Origin of the sequence: Rhodoplanes tepidamans, from assembly GCF_030813915.1 — a bacterium.
Taxonomy (GTDB): domain Bacteria; phylum Pseudomonadota; class Alphaproteobacteria; order Rhizobiales; family Xanthobacteraceae; genus Rhodoplanes; species Rhodoplanes tepidamans.
Map to the genome: position 1 here is coordinate 187,389 of NZ_JAUSUJ010000006.1, position 15,928 is coordinate 203,316.

Below are 15,928 nucleotides of genomic sequence, written 5' to 3' on the forward strand. Positions count from 1 at the left end.
CGCGGCGCGCGGCACGGCGCCACGGCCGGCGGCCGTCCTCGCTTCGCCTCATTGCGTCGCAATATCCCGGGCGCTCGTGCTATGCGGACGGTCCGGCCGCGCTGCGCCGCCGGACCGTCGTCGATCCGGGACCGACCCATGACGGCTGCCAGTGGACGCGATCTGCGCCTCGACCTGTTCCGGGGGCTCGCGCTCTGGCTGATCTTCCTCGACCACATCCCGTCGAACGTGGTGAGCTGGATCACCATCCGGAACTACGGGTTCAGCGACGCCACCGAGATCTTCGTCTTCATTTCCGGCTACACGGCCGCCTTCGTCTACGGGGCGACCATGCAGGAGCGCGGCTTCGTCGTCGCCTCGGCCCGCATCCTGCGCCGCGCCTGGCAGGTCTACGTCGCCCACATCTTCCTGTTCACCATCTACATGGCCGAGATCGCCTATGTCTCGGCGAGCTTCGAGAACCCGCTCTACGCCGAGGAAATGGGCGTGTTCGAGTTCCTGCGGCAGCCGGACGTGACCCTCGTCCAGGCCCTGCTGCTGAAGTTCAAGCCGGCCAACATGGACGTGCTGCCGCTCTACATCGCGCTGCTGGCGGTGTTCCCGCCCTATGTCTGGCTGGTGCTGCGGGCGCCGACCGTCGCCCTGTTCGTGACCGTCGCCGTCTACGCGCTCGCCTGGGAGTTCGGGCTCAACCTGCCCGCCTATCCGAGCGGCCACTGGGTGTTCAATCCGTTCGCCTGGCAGCTCCTGTTCTGCTTCGGGGCATGGTGCGCGCTCGGCGGCATGGAGCGCATCGGCGGCTTCATCCGCTCGCCCTGGCTGGTCGCCCTCGCGGTCGTCTATCTGGTCGTCTCCTTCGCCATCGTGCTCACCTGGTACGTGCCGCCGTGGACCCGCTTCGTCCCGAAAGCATTGGCCGAGTGGATGTACCCGATCGACAAGACCAACCTGGACGTCCTGCGGGTCGCCCACTTCTTCGCCCTCGCGGTGCTGGCGGTGCGCTTCGTCCCGGCCGACTGGCCGGCCCTGAAGTCGCGCTGGCTGCAGCCGGCCGTGATCTGCGGCCAGCACTCGCTGGAGATCTTCTGCCTCGGCGTGTTCCTTGCTTTCGCGGCACACTTCGCCATGGCGGAAATCTCGGACGGCATCCCGATGCAGGTCATTGTCAGTCTTCTCGGCGTTGTGGTTATGATTGCTGCGGCGGCCCTTATGTCCTGGTACAAGCAGATCGAGGGTCGCCACGCCGGATCGCGCGCCCAACCGAGCGCCGGGCCGGCCGGGAGTTCGCCATGACCCGCGCGGTCCTCGCCCTCGTCGGACTGCTGCTGTTCGCCGCCACCGCGCGCGCCGAGCCGGACGCGGCATGCCAGGTTCCCGAGGGCCTGGTCCAGGCCGACTTCCCGATGCCCCGGGTGGCCGAGGCGATCGCCGCCAAGACGCTCGAGATCGCCGTGATCGGCAGCGCCTCGTCGGCGCTCGCCGGACCGGGCGGCGCCGGCAAGGCCTATCCGGGACGGCTCGAGGCCGAGCTCGGGGCCGAGTTGCCGGGCGTCACGGTCCGGGTCAGCACCTTCGCCAAGCCGCGCCAGAGCGCGGCCGAGATGCAGGCCGTCATTCCCGAGATCCTCGCCACCAAGAAGCCCGCCCTGGTCGTCTGGCAGTCCGGCACCGCCGACGCGATCCGCGGGGTCGATCCCGAGGACTTCAGGTTCGCGCTCGAGGAGGGGGTCGAGGCACTGCACAAGGGCGGCGCCGACGTCGTGCTGATGAACATGCAGTTCAGCCCGCGGACGGAATCGATGATCGCGCTCAACGCCTATGCGGACGCGATGCGATTTGTGGCGCTGCAGCAATCGGTCAATCTGTTCGACCGCTTCTCGGTGATGAAGCACTGGAACGAGGCCGGGGTGTTCGACCTGACCGTCGCCACCAAGAAGATGGACATGGCCGAGCGCGTGCATGCGTGCTTCGCCAAGCTGCTCGCAAGGCTGATCGTCGATTCCGTCGCCTTGACAAGGCAGGAGCAGAAAGCAAACGATTGAAATATGACGTTTTCGCTCCTCGGCCGGCTGCGCGGCCCGCTCCTCGCCGCGCTCCTTCTCCCCGCCTTCGGCATCAGCGTACCGGCCTCCGCCTCCGACACGGCGCCGCCGTGTCGCCCGCAGGCGGACCTGACGCGTTTCGCCGACCGCCTGCCCCGCACGGCGGAACGGATCGCCAGGCATCAGCCGCTCACCATCGTGGCGCTGGGCTCGTCGTCGACGGCCGGCGCCGGGGCGAGCTCGCCCGACGCGTCCTATCCGAGCCGGATGGCGGCGCGGCTGCGCGAGACGCTGCCGGGCCAACACGTCACGGTGCTCAACCGCGGCGTCAACGGCGAGGACGCCCAGGACATGCTGGCCCGCCTCGAGGCCGGCGTGCTGGCCGAGAGGCCCGACCTGGTGCTGTGGCAGATCGGCACCAATGCGCTGCTGCGCGGCCATTCGCTCGACGGCGTGCGCACCATGGTGGCGGACGGCATCGCCCGGATCCGGCGCCAGGGCATCGACGTGGTGCTGATCGACCCGCAATACGCCCCGTCGGTGCTGGCCAAGCCGCAGGCGGCCGAGATGCTGGCGCTGCTCGCCCGGATGGCCCGGGAGGGCCATGCCGACCTGTTCCCCCGCTTCGCGGTGATGAAGCGCTGGCACGAGACCGAGCGGATTCCGATCGAGACGTTCATCGATCCGGACGGGCTCCACATGAACGACTGGAGCTACGCCTGCTTCGGCCGGCTGATGGCCGACGCCATCACCGAGGCGGCGACCCGGCCCGCCACCGTGGCGGCCGTCCCGCCGGTGCGGCCGGCCTCGCGGCCGCTGCCCTGACCGCGTCGACGGCGGACACGGGCCCGGGCCATCGCGTCCGGGCTTGGCGGCGCCCGCCATCGGACCTATGTCAACGACGGCACCGCCGGCGCGACGCAGGCTGGCGGCATGGCATCCGTCCGCGGATGCCGCCTCGACAGGAGCGCCCGATGTCCGATACCAGCACGGCCGGCGTCTCGGGCCGGGCCGGCGCACTGCGCCGCCCGGTGGTCGTGGCGATCGCCGGCGTCGCCGCCGTGCTGATCGGCGCGACCCTCGCCCTCTGGGCCCTGCTGGGCCCGGCCGTGTTCTACGAGGTCATCCTGGCCGGCATCGCGGCCTGCTTCTGACCTTCCGCTGTCCTTCCGCTTTCGAGGAGACGATCGTGTCCCAACGCGCCACGCGCCTCGCCCTCCTGGCCGGGGCTTTCGCGATCGGGCTGCTGCTCTGCCTCGGTCTCGTGCTGGTCGCCACCGGCCGGCTCGGCGGCGGCAGCCAGGTCGCCACCGCCGCGGCGGTCGGCGGCCCGTTCCGGCTGACCGACCAGGACGGCAAGCCGATCGCGGACACGGATCTGCGCGGAAAGCCGTTCCTGATGTTCTTCGGCTTCACGCACTGCCCGGATGTCTGCCCGACCGCGCTGTTCGAGGCGTCGGAGCTGCTGCGGGCGCTGGGGCCGGACGCGGGCCGCACCGCCGTGCTGTTCGTGTCGGTCGACCCCGAGCGCGACAGCCCGGCCGTGCTGAAGGACTATCTTTCCAGCTTCGATCCCAATCTGCGCGGCGTCACCGGCACGCCGGAGGAGATCGCGGCGGTCGCCAAGAGCTTCCGGGTCTACTACCGCAAGGTCCCGCTGGAGGCCGGCGACTACACCATGGACCACACCGCCATCGTCTATCTGATGGACAAGCAGGGCAAGTTCGTCGCCCCCTTCAACATCAAGCGGGCCCCCGAGGACGCCGCGGCGGACCTGCGGAAATACTTCTAGGGCGTTCCCCGCACCCGCGAGACCCAGCGTGCGACGCGCCCGGGCTGCGCGGACGATGTCTCCGCGCCACCCCCATCGCCCGGCGACGGGTGGTCGCCGTGGTCCCCGGCGTCCGCCCGGCCGGGCATCCGCAGGGCCGCGTCGAAGCGGTGCAGCGCTTGGTGGTACAGGGCCCAGTCGACCTCGATCAGCGGCGCCAGGGCGGCCAGATCCTCGGCCGACAGCGTCAGCGCATCGATCTGCCGCCCGGTCGCGACGTTGAGCGAAGGCGCCCGCTCCGGCGGGCTCACCTGCAGGACGCCCGCCAGCCGCGCCAGCGAGTCCTCCATCCGCTCGGTGATGCCGACGACGCAGCACCGCGTCAGGTAGTCCTGGGCCACCGCCAACGCGGTCCGGTCGTCGAAGCCGAGGTCGGCGGTCTCCAGCGCGCGCTCCAGGTCGTGGACGCCGCGACGGGCCGGAAGCCGCGCGTCGAGCGCCACCGGATCGACGGCGTTGCACAACGAGCGCACCTGATAGTTCTCGATGACCCGCCGGGTCGTCTCGTCCTCAAGGAAGGCCCGGAAGCTCCCCTGCGCGACGACGCGGTCGTGGAAATAGTGGTCGGGGCTGCGCCGGATGTGCTCCCAGTGGGAGATCGACCGGTCGATCGGGTTGCGCAGGAACACGAAGGGCGTGAGCGGCACGTCGAGATAGCGGTGCAAGCCGCGGTAGAAGTGACCGCGGAACAGGTCGTAGTCGGCGAGCTCCGCCCGCGGCCAGGCGAGGAGCCGGCTCCACAGATGCTCCGGGAACACCGTGAAGCGGCCGCACTGCTCCAGCCAGGCCGTCACCGAGGTGCCGGCCGTCTTGGGAATATGAAAGAAATAGTAGCGTGTCGGCATCACCGGGGCTCGTGGCGCGCGACGGGGTCGCGCCGCCCCGGCAGTCTATCGCCCGATGCGGCCGGTTGACCACCGGCCGCCCCGCGACCGGCCGCCCGGCCCGCGCCCGCGGGTCGCGGTCACGCCGCCCGGCCGGCCTTGCGCGGCACCGGCCGCTCGCTCGCCAGCGCCGCCCGCACGCCGTCGCGGGAGAGCTCGCGCCCGGCCTCGTGATACTCGGCGTCTTCGTTGACGTTCCACACGTCCCACCGGCGCTCGCCGGCGAGGATGTTCTCGGCGGTGAGCATCGCCGTCATCATCGCGTGGTCCTGGTTGTTGTACTTGTGCATGCCGTTGCGGCCGACGACGTGCAGGTTCGGGCAGCCGAGCTCGAGGTCGCGTCGGATCGTCGCGACGTTCTCCCGGTAGGCGTCGTCGTAGACCGGATAGGCCTTGGGCTGGCGCACCACGCAGCCGCCCGTCACGTCCGCCGCCGCGACCAGGCCGATCTGCGCCACCTCGCGGGTGGCGAGCGCGATCAGCTCCTCGTCCGGCGCGGCCCACAGGCCGTCGCCCTCGAAGCAGAAATACTCGAGCCCGAGGCAGGTCTTGCCGCTCGGCACCATCTCGGGCGACCAGGAGCGGAAGTTCTGCACCCGGCCGACCTGCACGGACGGATCGTGGATGTAGATCCAGTTGTCCGGGAAGAGGTCGGGCTTGTCGACCATCAGGGCGACGGTGAGGAAGTCGCGGTAGCGCAGGGAGCGGGCGTGGAAGGTGGAGATCGGCCGCGGCCGGATTTTCTCCACCAGCTCGGCGAGCGGGGCGGAGCTGATCACGTGCCAGGCCGTGTAGCGCTCGGGCCCGTCGGCGGTCGCGACCTCGATGTCCCACAATTCGCGTCTCTCGTCGTAGGCGAGCGAGACGAGATCGCGGCCCATCAGCACCCTGGCGCCGCGCTCCTCGATCTTGCGCGCCGCCGCCTCCCACATCATGCCGGGGCCTTTTCGGGGGTAGCGGAAAGTCTCGATCAGCGTCTTCACCACCGGCTCGCCGGGCACCGGCGGCTTCGGCGTCTTCGTCCCGAAGGAGCGGCGAAGCGCGTTCGTCACGGCGACCTTGAGGTCGAGCCCCTTGATGCGCTGGGCGGCCCAGTCGGACGAGATCGCGTCGCACGACATGCCCCACACCTTCTCGGTGTAGGTCTTGAAGAAGATGGAAAACAGCCGCTCGCCGAACTGGTTGCGCACCCACTCGTGGAACGTGGCTGGGGCGGCGATCGGGGTGGCGCGCGCCTTCAGGTAGGACAGGACGCAGGCCGCGCTCTCGACCAGCCCGAGATTGCGCAGCGCCTCCATGGCGTCGAGCGGATAGGAGTAGAACTTGCCGCCGTAGAAGATGCGCGACAGGCGCGGCCGGTCGACGAAGTCGTCGGGCAGGATCTCGTTCCAGAGGTCGACCACCTCCTTCGACTTCGAGAAGAAGCGATGGCCGCCGATGTCGAACAGGAAGCCGTCATGGGCCACGGTGCGGCTGATGCCGCCGACATGCACCGGGTCCTTCTCGATCACCACGACCGACGGCGTGTGCTTGCTGAGGCAGTAGGCGGCGGTGAGCCCGGCCGGCCCGGCGCCGATCACGAACACGTCGGTGTGGCCGCCGGCCGTGCGGGACGTCGTGGGTCGAGAGGTCATGGCTCGATCACTCCGGAGCGAGTCGCGGCGGTCGGCGCGAAGGCGTAGAGCCGATGCCCGTTGTAGGAGACGATGGCGGCGATCGCCGCCCCGATCACGGTGGCGGCCTGCGGCAGGAAGCCGAGGACGGTGAGAACCAGCACGGCGAAGACGGCGTAGCTCGTGCCCTGCGCGACGGCCGTGACGACGGCGTAGCGCATCGCCTCCGCATGCACGCGGCGGCCGCTTCGCGCGAACGTCACGGCACGGTTGAGCTGCCAGGTGACGAGCGTCGCCACCGCCAGGGAGACGAGCCGCACCGCGAGCGGATGGTCGAGATGCTGCGGGATCGCGGTGAACACCGCGAGATCGGTGGCGAGACCGATGCCGCCGACGCCGAGGAAGCGCAGCGGCCGCGGCAGCCGCTCGACGAGACGCCGGACGCGCCCGGGCACGCCGAGCGCACCCGCGTCGAGCTCGTTGCCTGCCGCCGACATCACCACCCCGCCCCCACGCACTGGCGATCCGGCGGCCGCGACGGGGCGGACCTCCGGCATCGAGGCCTCCAGTTTTCGCCGGCGATCCTTAATGGCCGGAGTCCGGAACCGGCGGAGTTTCCGGCGATTTCGGGGAGGCTTAATGGATCGTCAACGGCCCCGCGGCAGTACTGACGCCAGCCCCGTCGTCCCTCCGCGAGCCGCCATGCCGGACGCACCGCCCCTCGTCCGACGCGTCGCGGTCCTGACCGGGCTCGTCTGGCTCGCCGTCGCGGCCCAGCTCCTGGTGCTGTACTGGGCCGGCACGGCCGACGTCCTGTCGGACACCGACGACGCGATGCGGCTGGTCGAGGTCCGCGCCTTCCTGGCCGGCCAGGGCTGGTTCGACCTGCACGAGCCGCGGATGAATCCGCCGGCCGGCTACGATACCCACTGGTCGCGGCTGATCGATGCCGGCCTCGCCGGCCTGTACGGCCTGGTCTCGCTGGCCACGGCGCCGGCCCTGGCCGAGCGGCTGATGCGCACCGTCTGGCCGCTCCTGTGGCTGATCCCGGCCATGGCGGCGGTCCTGATCACATCGGCGCGGCTCGCCGGGACCGCCGCGCTCGCGCCCGCCGCCCTGCTGCTGGTGCTCGGCCTGCCGGCCTTCCAGCAGTTCGTGCCGGGCCGCATCGACCACCACAACGTCCAGATCGCCCTCGCCGTCATGGTGCTCGCCGCCGTGGTCGCGTCCGACCGGCGGCGATGGGGCCGCGCGGCCGCCGCCGGCGGCCTTACCGCGGTGGCGCTGGCGATCGGCTTCGAGAGCCTCGCCTTCCTGGCCCTGTGCGGGGTCGCGCCGGCGTTGCGCTTCGCCGCCGACCGCGCCACCGGCCCGGCGCTCGCCGCCTACGGGCTCGCACTGGCGGCCGGCACGGCGGCGGTGTTTCTCGGAACGGTCGTGCCGGCGCGCTGGCTGTTCACGCAGTGCGACGCCCTCACCGTGAACACGGCCGCGCCCGTGGTGATCGCCGGGCTGGGGCTCGCGGCGCTGGGCCGGCTCGCGCCGGAGCGCCGGAGCACCCGGCTGCTCGGGCTGGCGCTCCTGGCCGCCGTGGCGGCCGCCCTGTCGCTGGCGATCGAACCGGACTGCCGGCGTGGCCCCTTCGCCCTGATGGACCCGGCGGTGGGGCCGCTCTGGCTCGACCAAGTGCGGGAGAGCCAGCCGCTCCTGACCGTGGCGCGGGCGAGCCCGGCCGTCGCCGCGACGGTGGCGGCCTTCCCGCTGATCGCCCTCGCCGCCGCCGGCCTGCTGCTGCGCGATCCGGTCCGCCGGACGGACTTCGCCTGCCTCACGGTCGCGGCAGCGGTCGCCGCGGCCGGGCTGCTCACCCTCGGCAACGCCAAGTTCTACGCCTATGCGACGTGGTTCGGCCTGCCGGTCGTGGCCGCCGTCCTGGCCCGGCTCGCCGGCGCCCGCCCGGCGCTCCGGGTGGCCGCCGCCGTGCTGGTCGCCCCGGCGGTCGCCGGCGCCCTCGCCGCCGCCGCGGTCCGGATTCTGGCCGGGCCCGGACCGGGCGACCTGCCCGCCGCCGATGCCGCGGCGCGCGCCTGCCTGACCGAGGCGAGCCACCGGACGCTCGCCGCCTTGCCGCCCGGGCTGGTGGTGGCGCCGATCGATCATGGGCCGCCGATCCTGGCGACGACGCCGCACCGGGTGATCGGCGGCCCCTATCACCGGCTGTCGGCCGCGATCCTCGCGACCGACCGCGTCTTCCGCTCCGCTCCCGAGGAGGCCCGGCCCCAGCTCGAGCGATGGGCCGCGCTCTCGCCCCACGTCTACGTGGCGGTGTGCCGGGCTGTGCCGGTTGTTCCCACGGCAGCCCCGGGCGGACTCGCGGCACGCCTCGCCGCCGGCGATCCGCCGGCCTGGCTGACGCCGGTCGCGGCCGTGCCGGACGAGGCGCTCGCCATCTACCGGTTCACGCCGGACGCGGCCGCGCCGCCGCCGTGACGGCGCCCCGGCCGACGATCCGGCACACCAGGCCGAGCAGGACGACCAGGGCGATCCCGCCGCCGGAGACCGGCATGTCGCCGAAGGGCGGATCCGGCACCGGTCCGAGGCCGAGCGCCACGAGGCTCGACTGGGCGAGCCCGAAAACGCCGGCGACCAGGCACATGAGATAGACGACGGCGCGCTCCGGCGGGCGCCCGAGCCTGATCAGGTCGGGCAGCAGGAGGGCGATGCCGACCGCCACGATCGTCAGGTCGTAGTCGTAGGCGTAAGGGCTGACCAGCAGCGCCGCGACCGCGGTGATGCCGAGGGCCGGCCGGATCGGCAGCCGGCGGACCGCCCAGCCGACCGCGGCGAGCGCCGCGACCGCCACGGCGATCTGCACCGCCATCGCCGCGGACGGACCGGCGCCCATCGTGTGGAGCGCCGCATAGGGCGAGACCATCCGGTACAGCGGATACCAGCCCTCGGACAGGAAGACCTTCGCCTCCTGGACGCCGCCCGCGAAGGCGACCCAGACGCCGGGCCCGAGCACCAGCGTGGCGACCGCCGACACCGCGGCCGCCGTTCCGACGGCGACCGCTGCGACGCCCCAGCGCCCGCCCAGCACCACGTAGACCGCGAAGGCGGCAGCGAGATGCGGCTTGATCACCATCAGGCCGAGCGGGACCCCGGCCCAGGCCTGCGCGAAAGCGGCCTCGGCGACCGCGGCCCCGCCGGGCGTGGCCCGGCCGGTCTCGGCCCGGCTGGTTTCGGCTCGCCCGGCCAGGAGCCCGGCGCAGGTCCAGGCGATCAGGGCACCGGTCAGCAGCCCGTTCTGACCGCAGCGGATGGTCATCAGGACGGACGGGGCGAACAGGATCAGGGCCGGCACGGCGCTTTCGGGGGCGAGGCGCCGCAGCGCCGCGAGGTAGGCCACGAGCGTACCGGCCATCGCCGCCGGATAGGCGAGCCAGACCGGCACCAGGGCCAGCGGCGCGACCAGCAGGTCGAAGGGCGGCGGATAGGTCCAGGGCAGGAACTGCCTGCCGCCGAACTGTGCTCTCAGCAGCGCACCGAAATCGGCGAACCGGTAGGCGAGGTCGACCCGGCCGTTCAGGACGAGGTCGCCGGCGAGCCGGAAGGCGTCGAAGTCGACCGGGATGCGGGCCGTCGGGCCCGGCGGCAGCAGGGCGAAGCGCATCGTCGTGAGCGCCAGCACGAGGCCGAACAGCGCGACCAGCGCGCGCAGATACGTGGTCCGGCGGCCGGCCGACGCCGGCAACGCCTCGACGACCTCGAGCAGTCTCATGTCGGCCCCGCGCTCTGCCACCTCGGCCACGCCCGATCCGCCCGGGACAGCTGCCCCCCGGCGTGACCGGCCCGCCGCCCATGCTCGCAGCACACGATTGCAGGCGGGTTAATTCACGCCCGGTTGCGGGCCGGCCGGGGCCGGGCCCGCCGGCCGGGGCCCGGCACCGGCGGGCGGGCGGCCCCGGGTCCAGGCCCGGAACCGAGGCCGGATTTGCAGAACGTCCGCCTTGCGGCCTATGAGGGCCCTCCTATATGACCTTTCGAACCCGCCCCGCAGGGGCGGATGCCGTTATTTCCAAGGGGCCGGACCCAAGGCATCAGTGCAGGCGCGAGGCCTGCGGACGCTTCCGGGTGCTGTTCAGGCTCGGCCGGCCTGCTGCGAAGAAAGGACAGAGACAATGGGCAAGGTCATCGGCATCGACCTCGGCACGACCAACTCTTGCGTCGCCGTGATGGAAGGCAAGACGCCGAAGGTCATCGAGAACTCGGAAGGCAAGAACACCACCCCGTCGATCGTCGCCTTCACGGACGACGGCGAGCGGCTGGTCGGCCAGCCGGCGAAGCGCCAGGCGGTCACCAATCCGGAGCGGACGTTCTTCGCCGTCAAGCGCCTCATCGGGCGCCGCTACGACGACCCGATGGTGGAGAAGGACAAGAAGCTCGTCCCCTACAAGATCGTGCGCGCCTCGAACGGCGACGCCTGGGTCGAGGCGGACGGCAAGACCTACTCGCCCTCGCAGATCTCCGCCTTCACGCTGCAGAAGATGAAGGAGACGGCCGAGTCGTATCTCGGCCAGAAGGTCACCCAGGCCGTCATCACGGTCCCGGCCTACTTCAACGACGCCCAGCGCCAGGCCACCAAGGACGCCGGTCGCATCGCCGGCCTCGAGGTGCTGCGCATCATCAACGAGCCGACCGCGGCGGCGCTCGCCTACGGCCTCGACAAGCAGAAGCAGGGCGTCATCGCGGTCTACGACCTCGGCGGCGGCACCTTCGACATCTCGATCCTGGAGATCGGCGACGGCGTCTTCGAGGTGAAGTCGACCAACGGCGACACCTTCCTCGGCGGCGAAGACTTCGACATGAGGCTGGTCAACTACCTGGCCGACGAGTTCCAGAAGGAGCAGGGCATCGACCTGCGCCGCGACAAGCTCGCGCTGCAGCGCCTGAAGGAGGCCGCCGAGGCCGCCAAGATCGAGCTCTCCTCGACCTCGCAGACCGAGATCAACCTGCCCTACATCACGGCCGACGCCTCCGGCCCGAAGCACCTCACGATGAAGCTCACCCGCGCCAAGTTCGAAGCGCTGGTCGACGACCTGATCCAGAAGACCGTCGAGCCGTGCCGGCTGGCGCTCAAGGACGCCGGCCTGTCCGCCGGCGAGGTCAACGAGGTGGTGCTGGTCGGCGGCATGACCCGCATGCCGAAGGTGCAGGAGGTGGTGCGCCAGTTCTTCGGCCGCGAGCCCCACAAGGGCGTCAACCCGGACGAGGTGGTGGCGATCGGCGCCTCGATCCAGGCCGGCGTGCTGCAGGGCGACGTCAAGGACGTGCTGCTGCTCGACGTGACCCCGCTGTCGCTCGGCATCGAGACGCTGGGCGGCGTGTTCACCCGCATCATCGACCGCAACACCACGATCCCGACCAAGAAGAGCCAGGTGTTCTCGACGGCGGAAGACAACCAGAACGCCGTCACCATCCGGGTCTTCCAGGGCGAGCGCGAGATGGCGGCCGACAACAAGCTGCTCGGCCAGTTCGACCTGATGGGCATCCCGCCGGCGCCGCGCGGCGTGCCGCAGATCGAGGTGTCGTTCGACATCGACGCCAACGGCATCGTCAACGTCTCGGCCAAGGACAAGGCGACCGCCAAGGAGCAGCAGATCCGCATCCAGGCGTCGGGCGGCCTGTCGCAGTCCGACATCGAGCGCATGGTGAAGGACGCCGAGGCGCACTCGGAGGACGACAAGAAGCGCAAGGCCGCCGTCGAGGCCAAGAACCACGCCGAGGCGCTGGTCCACTCGACCGAGAAGGCGCTCGCCGAGCACGGCTCCAAGGTCGGCGACAACGAGCGTCGCATGATCGAGGATGCCCTCTCCGATCTGCGCGAGGCCCTCAAGGGTGACGACGCCGAGGCGATCAAGGCCAAGACCAACACGCTGGCTCAGGCCTCGATGAAGCTCGGCGAGGCGATGTACAAGCAGTCGCAGGACGACGGCGGCGGCGACGCCGGCGCCACCGGCGGCAAGAAGGAAGACGTCGTCGACGCGGAGTTCACCGAGGTCGACGACGACAAGAAGAACAAGAAGTCGGCGTGATGCCTCGGGGCGGCGTTCGGGCGCGAGGCGCCCGGACGCCGGGCGGGAAGTCCATCCTGTTCGTCGAACGTTTCTCGTTTTCTCGATGTCGAGCGCCACCCCTCACCCGCCTCGCTCGCTGACATTGGCTCTGCACCCTCTCCCGGACGGGGAGAGGGTTTTTCGTGCGTGGGGAACCGGCTGAATGTCCAAGCGCGACTATTACGAGGTGCTCGGAGTCCAGCGCGGCGCCAGCGAGTCCGACCTCAAGACCGCCTATCGCAAGCTCGCCATGAAGTATCACCCGGACCGCAACCCGGGCGACGGCGAGTGCGAGCACAAGTTCAAGGAGGTCAACGAGGCCTACGAGGTCCTGAAGGACGCCGACAAGCGGGCCGCCTACGACCGCTTCGGTCACGCCGCCTTCGAGCAGGGCGCCGGCGGGCCCGGCTTCGGGGCCGACTTCGCCTCGACCTTCGCCGACATCTTCGACGACTTCTTCGGCATGCGCGGGCGGGCCCGCGGCTCCGGCCGCGAGCGCGGCGCCGATCTCCGCTACAACATGGAGATCACGCTGGAGGAGGCCTATCACGGCAAGGTCGCGCCGGTCCGCATCCCGACCTCGGTCACCTGCGAGGTCTGCTCCGGCACCGGCGCCAAGGCCGGCACCAAGCCGAAGACCTGCACGACCTGCGGCGGCCACGGCAAGATCCGCCACGCCCAGGGCTTCTTCACGCTGGAACGGACCTGCCCGGCCTGCCACGGCCGCGGCCAGGTGATCGACGACCCCTGCCCGGCCTGCGCCGGCGCCGGTCGCGTCACCCGCGAGCGCACCCTGTCGGTCAACATCCCGCCCGGCGTCGAGGACGGCACCCGCATCCGGCTCGCCAGCGAGGGCGAGGCGGGCGTGCGCGGCGGCCCGGCCGGCGACCTCTACATCTTCCTGTCGATCACGCCGCACGCCTTCTTCCAGCGCGACGGCGCCGACCTGCACTGCCGGGTGCCGATCTCGATGGTGACGGCGGCGCTGGGCGGCGACTTCGAGGTGCCGACCATCGACGGCGGCAAGACCAAGGTGAAGGTGCCGGACGGCACCCAGTCCGGCCGGCGGTTCCGCCTGTCCGGCAAGGGGATGCCGGTGCTGCGCTCGAAACAGATGGGCGACATGTACGTCCAGGTGGTGGTCGAGACGCCGCAGAGCCTCACCAAGCGGCAGCGCGAGCTGCTGGTGGAGTTCGAGAAGCTGTCGTCGACCGCGACGCATCCGGAGTCGGCCGGCTTCTTCGGCAAGGTCAAGGAGTTCTTCGGAAACAAGGGCTAGGGCCGGCCCGGAGCGCCCCCCGCTCGTGATCGGGGTTGACCCGGAGGCGTTAGACCTTTACCCGTGACGGTTCCGTGACGGAGCAATTTGCCGCGTCGCAGCCACGTTGTTCACCATGCCGTTTCAGTCCGCTGTGGGCACTGCCAGGAAGGGCCTTCGCATCGACGACGATGTAAGGTTCATCCGGTCGTGGATCGAGAAGCCTCTGGCGATCGGCGCCGTCATGCCGTCGAGCAAGCCGCTCGCCCGCGCCATGGCGAGCTATGTCGATCCCAAGGCCGACGGCAAGGTGATCGAGCTCGGCCCCGGCACCGGCGCCATCACGGAGGCGCTGGTCGAGCACGGCGTCGACGAATCCCGCCTCGTGCTGGTCGAGTTCAACTCCAACTTCTGCCGCCTGCTGCGCGCTCGCTACCCGGCCGCGACCGTCATCCAGGGCGACGCCTACCGGCTGCGCGGCCTGTTCGGCGACTTCCTGCGCGGCGAGGTGTCGGCCGTCGTCTCCGGCCTGCCGCTGATGACCAAGCCGCTGCGCGCCCGCCTGCGCCTGCTCAACGAGGCCTTCGGCCTCCTGCAGCCCGGCGGCCCGTTCATCCAGTTCACCTATTCGGTGGTGTCGCCGATCCCGCGCTCGCTCGCCCGCGTGCGCACCGAGGCGTCCGAGCGCATCTGGCTCAACCTGCCGCCCGCCCGGGTCTTCGTCTATCGGCGGGGATGAGCCTACGGCGCCCGTCGCTCACGACACAGGCCCGGACGAGCGCGCAGCTGCGGCGGTCAAGCCGTCTCCGGCTGGTAATGCAGGGTCAACAGGTCGTTTCGTGAAAACGGCTCCAGCGCATAGGCGCGGCCCTGGTCGTCACTGAACTCCACCAGCACGGTCCGCGCGTCGAGATGCTCGACGATCGTGCCGACCTGGCCGCGGACAAGCCCCCGCGCGGGACGGTCGGCGAGAAGCGCGACCACGCCCAGAAGCTCGGGCGTATATTGGTTGCCCTATGCTCGATCTGTCATCACGGCACCCAGCAGCTGACGAATCTCGGAACGTCCTCGTCGGCCCGTACGATCCACATGCTTCTTACCACGGCACGCTTTTCGTGTCGCTCGACGACGACGTCGAGGCGCCACTGCGTCCCTCACGCATCGGCGGCGACCTGCGACGCCGACCCGGAGTGCGCGGTCTCGAGCAGAATATCCGTAACCATTTCGAGTCGTCGCGCTGCAGCCCGAGCCGCACGCGGAACACTCGAGCCTTGTGGCGCCCCCGTGAATGCGCAGGACTGAGGCAATAGTCCTCGATCTTGCGGAGATCGACGATCGCCCGATCGCCGTGCGGCAAACCTGCCATCGTCGCACCCCGGCCCGCAAAATTCGCTTCCGTCCAGCCGGCCTTTGGCCAAAATGGCGGCGCGAATCCGGTCCCAGGGTCTCATGACCGGCCGACAAGGGGAACTGCCGTGGAACACCCGCGCGATCGTCTGATCGTCGCCCTCGACCTGCCGAGCGTCGACGCCGCCGAGGCCGTGATCGACCGGCTCGGCGAGGGCGTCACCTTCTACAAGATCGGCTACCAGCTCGCCTTCGCGGGCGGGCTCGCGCTCGCCGAGAAGCTGATCTTCACCGGGCGGCGCGTCTTCGTCGACCTCAAGCTGCACGACATCGGCAACACGGTCGAGAAGGGCGTCGAGAGCATCGCCCGCACGGGCGCGACGTTCCTCACCGTGCACGCCTATCCGCAGACCATGAAGGCCGCCGTGGTCGGCCGCGGCGACTCCAACCTGCGCATCCTCGCCGTCACGGTGCTGACCTCCTACGACGACGCCGACCTCGCCGCCGCCGGCTACGACTTCACGGTGCCGGAGCTGGTCGCCGAGCGCGCCGCGCAGGCGCACGACATCGGCGTCGACGGCCTCGTCTGCTCGGCCGAGGAGGCCGCGATGCTGCGCCCGCGGATCGGCCACGGCATGGTGCTGGTGACGCCCGGCATCCGCCCGAGCGGCGCGGAGGTCGGCGACCAGAAGCGGGTGAAGACGCCGCGCGACGCGATCCTGGCCGGTGCCGACTACCTGGTTGTCGGACGGCCGATCGTCGCGGCGCCGAACCCCCGCGCCGCCGCCGACGCGATCGTGGCCGAGATCGAAGCCGCTGCGAACGAGCAGGTGTAGC

General features: G+C 70.9%; 16 protein-coding genes and 1 pseudogene. 10 read left to right on the plus strand and 7 right to left on the minus strand.

Annotated features, from left to right (window positions below):
- Nucleotides 1-138: 138 nt before the first annotated feature.
- The 5 genes from J2S22_RS09685 (at nt 139) to J2S22_RS09705 (ending at nt 3,834) form a co-directional block, all read left to right on the plus strand.
- Entirely contained in the window at nt 139-1,293 is a 1,155-nt protein-coding gene (locus J2S22_RS09685) for an OpgC domain-containing protein (RefSeq protein ID WP_272777077.1), read from the plus strand.
- On the plus strand, nt 1,290-2,042 hold the full coding sequence (locus J2S22_RS09690) for an SGNH/GDSL hydrolase family protein (RefSeq protein ID WP_272777078.1): 753 nt from the start codon (nt 1,290-1,292) through the stop codon (nt 2,040-2,042). The genes J2S22_RS09685 and J2S22_RS09690 overlap by 4 nt, the downstream gene beginning before the upstream one ends.
- Nucleotides 2,043-2,045: 3 nt before the next feature.
- On the plus strand, nt 2,046-2,867 hold the full coding sequence (locus J2S22_RS09695) for an SGNH/GDSL hydrolase family protein (protein WP_272777079.1): 822 nt from the start codon (nt 2,046-2,048) through the stop codon (nt 2,865-2,867).
- A gap of 149 nt (nt 2,868-3,016) precedes the next feature.
- Complete coding sequence (locus J2S22_RS09700; protein WP_272777080.1) at nt 3,017-3,196, plus strand: hypothetical protein; 180 nt, start codon at nt 3,017-3,019, stop codon at nt 3,194-3,196.
- Between the two features lie 35 nt (nt 3,197-3,231).
- Nucleotides 3,232-3,834 carry an SCO family protein gene (locus J2S22_RS09705; protein WP_272777081.1) on the plus strand — a complete coding sequence of 201 codons (603 nt, stop codon included), beginning with the start codon at nt 3,232-3,234 and terminating at the stop codon, nt 3,832-3,834.
- Here J2S22_RS09705 and J2S22_RS09710 read toward each other — a convergent pair.
- The 3 genes from J2S22_RS09710 to J2S22_RS09720 form a co-directional block, all read right to left on the minus strand.
- Nucleotides 3,831-4,718, minus strand: coding sequence for a sulfotransferase family protein (locus J2S22_RS09710; protein ID WP_272777082.1), 888 nt, complete (start codon nt 4,716-4,718; stop codon nt 3,831-3,833). The two genes, J2S22_RS09705 and J2S22_RS09710, sit on opposite strands and share 4 nt — an antisense overlap.
- 119 nt (nt 4,719-4,837) lie before the next feature.
- Nucleotides 4,838-6,391, minus strand: coding sequence for an NAD(P)/FAD-dependent oxidoreductase (locus J2S22_RS09715; RefSeq protein WP_272777083.1), 1,554 nt, complete (start codon nt 6,389-6,391; stop codon nt 4,838-4,840).
- Nucleotides 6,388-6,927, minus strand: coding sequence for a GtrA family protein (locus J2S22_RS09720; RefSeq protein ID WP_272777084.1), 540 nt, complete (start codon nt 6,925-6,927; stop codon nt 6,388-6,390). The genes J2S22_RS09715 and J2S22_RS09720 overlap by 4 nt, the downstream gene beginning before the upstream one ends.
- A gap of 145 nt (nt 6,928-7,072) precedes the next feature.
- On the opposite strand from J2S22_RS09720, the gene J2S22_RS09725 reads away from it, so the two are divergent.
- Complete coding sequence (locus J2S22_RS09725) at nt 7,073-8,860, plus strand: hypothetical protein (protein ID WP_272777085.1); 1,788 nt, start codon at nt 7,073-7,075, stop codon at nt 8,858-8,860.
- On the opposite strand, the gene J2S22_RS09730 is transcribed toward J2S22_RS09725, so the two are convergent.
- Nucleotides 8,829-10,151, minus strand: coding sequence for a glycosyltransferase family 87 protein (locus J2S22_RS09730; RefSeq protein WP_272777086.1), 1,323 nt, complete (start codon nt 10,149-10,151; stop codon nt 8,829-8,831). The two genes, J2S22_RS09725 and J2S22_RS09730, sit on opposite strands and share 32 nt — an antisense overlap.
- A gap of 400 nt (nt 10,152-10,551) precedes the next feature.
- Here J2S22_RS09730 and dnaK point away from each other — a divergent pair, with 400 nt between their 5' ends.
- The 3 genes from dnaK (at nt 10,552) to J2S22_RS09745 (ending at nt 14,483) form a co-directional block, all read left to right on the plus strand.
- On the plus strand, nt 10,552-12,465 hold the full coding sequence (gene dnaK, locus J2S22_RS09735; RefSeq protein ID WP_272777087.1) for a molecular chaperone DnaK: 1,914 nt from the start codon (nt 10,552-10,554) through the stop codon (nt 12,463-12,465).
- 184 nt (nt 12,466-12,649) lie between these two features.
- Nucleotides 12,650-13,765 carry a molecular chaperone DnaJ gene (gene dnaJ / locus J2S22_RS09740; RefSeq protein WP_272777088.1) on the plus strand — a complete coding sequence of 372 codons (1,116 nt, stop codon included), beginning with the start codon at nt 12,650-12,652 and terminating at the stop codon, nt 13,763-13,765.
- 115 nt (nt 13,766-13,880) lie between these two features.
- Complete coding sequence (locus J2S22_RS09745) at nt 13,881-14,483, plus strand: class I SAM-dependent methyltransferase (RefSeq protein WP_272777089.1); 603 nt, start codon at nt 13,881-13,883, stop codon at nt 14,481-14,483.
- 56 nt (nt 14,484-14,539) lie between these two features.
- Here J2S22_RS09745 and J2S22_RS09750 read toward each other — a convergent pair whose 3' ends face one another.
- The 3 genes and pseudogenes from J2S22_RS09750 to J2S22_RS30900 all read right to left on the minus strand — a co-directional run bounded on the left by J2S22_RS09750 (nt 14,540) and on the right by J2S22_RS30900 (nt 15,110).
- A complete protein-coding gene (locus J2S22_RS09750) occupies nt 14,540-14,728 on the minus strand; it encodes a DUF4926 domain-containing protein (protein WP_272777090.1) in 189 nt (62 codons plus the stop codon).
- 47 nt (nt 14,729-14,775) lie between these two features.
- Nucleotides 14,776-14,886: pseudogene (locus J2S22_RS30895) on the minus strand (DUF6883 domain-containing protein); the annotation flags it as partial.
- Nucleotides 14,841-15,110, minus strand: coding sequence for a DUF6883 domain-containing protein (locus J2S22_RS30900; RefSeq protein WP_367618323.1), 270 nt, complete (start codon nt 15,108-15,110; stop codon nt 14,841-14,843). The gene J2S22_RS30900 and the pseudogene J2S22_RS30895, both read right to left, overlap by 46 nt.
- A gap of 109 nt (nt 15,111-15,219) precedes the next feature.
- Here J2S22_RS30900 and pyrF point away from each other — a divergent pair, with 109 nt between their 5' ends.
- Nucleotides 15,220-15,927 carry an orotidine-5'-phosphate decarboxylase gene (gene pyrF, locus J2S22_RS09755; RefSeq protein ID WP_272777091.1) on the plus strand — a complete coding sequence of 236 codons (708 nt, stop codon included), beginning with the start codon at nt 15,220-15,222 and terminating at the stop codon, nt 15,925-15,927.
- Nucleotide 15,928: the final 1 nt, after the last annotated feature.

Bases quoted from the DNA above. Each gene is read 5' to 3' on its own strand.
- J2S22_RS09730 (WP_272777086.1), bottom strand. From the start codon at position 10,151: ATGAGACTGCTCGAGGTCGTCGAGGCGTTGCCGGCGTCGGCCGGCCGC.
- dnaJ (WP_272777088.1), top strand. From the start codon at position 12,650: ATGTCCAAGCGCGACTATTACGAGGTGCTCGGAGTCCAGCGCGGCGCC.
- J2S22_RS09720 (WP_272777084.1), bottom strand. From the start codon at position 6,927: ATGCCGGAGGTCCGCCCCGTCGCGGCCGCCGGATCGCCAGTGCGTGGG.
- J2S22_RS09685 (WP_272777077.1), top strand. From the start codon at position 139: ATGACGGCTGCCAGTGGACGCGATCTGCGCCTCGACCTGTTCCGGGGG.
- J2S22_RS30900 (WP_367618323.1), bottom strand. From the start codon at position 15,110: ATGGCAGGTTTGCCGCACGGCGATCGGGCGATCGTCGATCTCCGCAAG.
- J2S22_RS09710 (WP_272777082.1), bottom strand. From the start codon at position 4,718: ATGCCGACACGCTACTATTTCTTTCATATTCCCAAGACGGCCGGCACC.
- J2S22_RS09725 (WP_272777085.1), top strand. From the start codon at position 7,073: ATGCCGGACGCACCGCCCCTCGTCCGACGCGTCGCGGTCCTGACCGGG.
- J2S22_RS09700 (WP_272777080.1), top strand. From the start codon at position 3,017: ATGTCCGATACCAGCACGGCCGGCGTCTCGGGCCGGGCCGGCGCACTG.
- J2S22_RS09690 (WP_272777078.1), top strand. From the start codon at position 1,290: ATGACCCGCGCGGTCCTCGCCCTCGTCGGACTGCTGCTGTTCGCCGCC.
- J2S22_RS09745 (WP_272777089.1), top strand. From the start codon at position 13,881: ATGCCGTTTCAGTCCGCTGTGGGCACTGCCAGGAAGGGCCTTCGCATC.
- J2S22_RS09695 (WP_272777079.1), top strand. From the start codon at position 2,046: ATGACGTTTTCGCTCCTCGGCCGGCTGCGCGGCCCGCTCCTCGCCGCG.
- dnaK (WP_272777087.1), top strand. From the start codon at position 10,552: ATGGGCAAGGTCATCGGCATCGACCTCGGCACGACCAACTCTTGCGTC.
- J2S22_RS09715 (WP_272777083.1), bottom strand. From the start codon at position 6,391: ATGACCTCTCGACCCACGACGTCCCGCACGGCCGGCGGCCACACCGAC.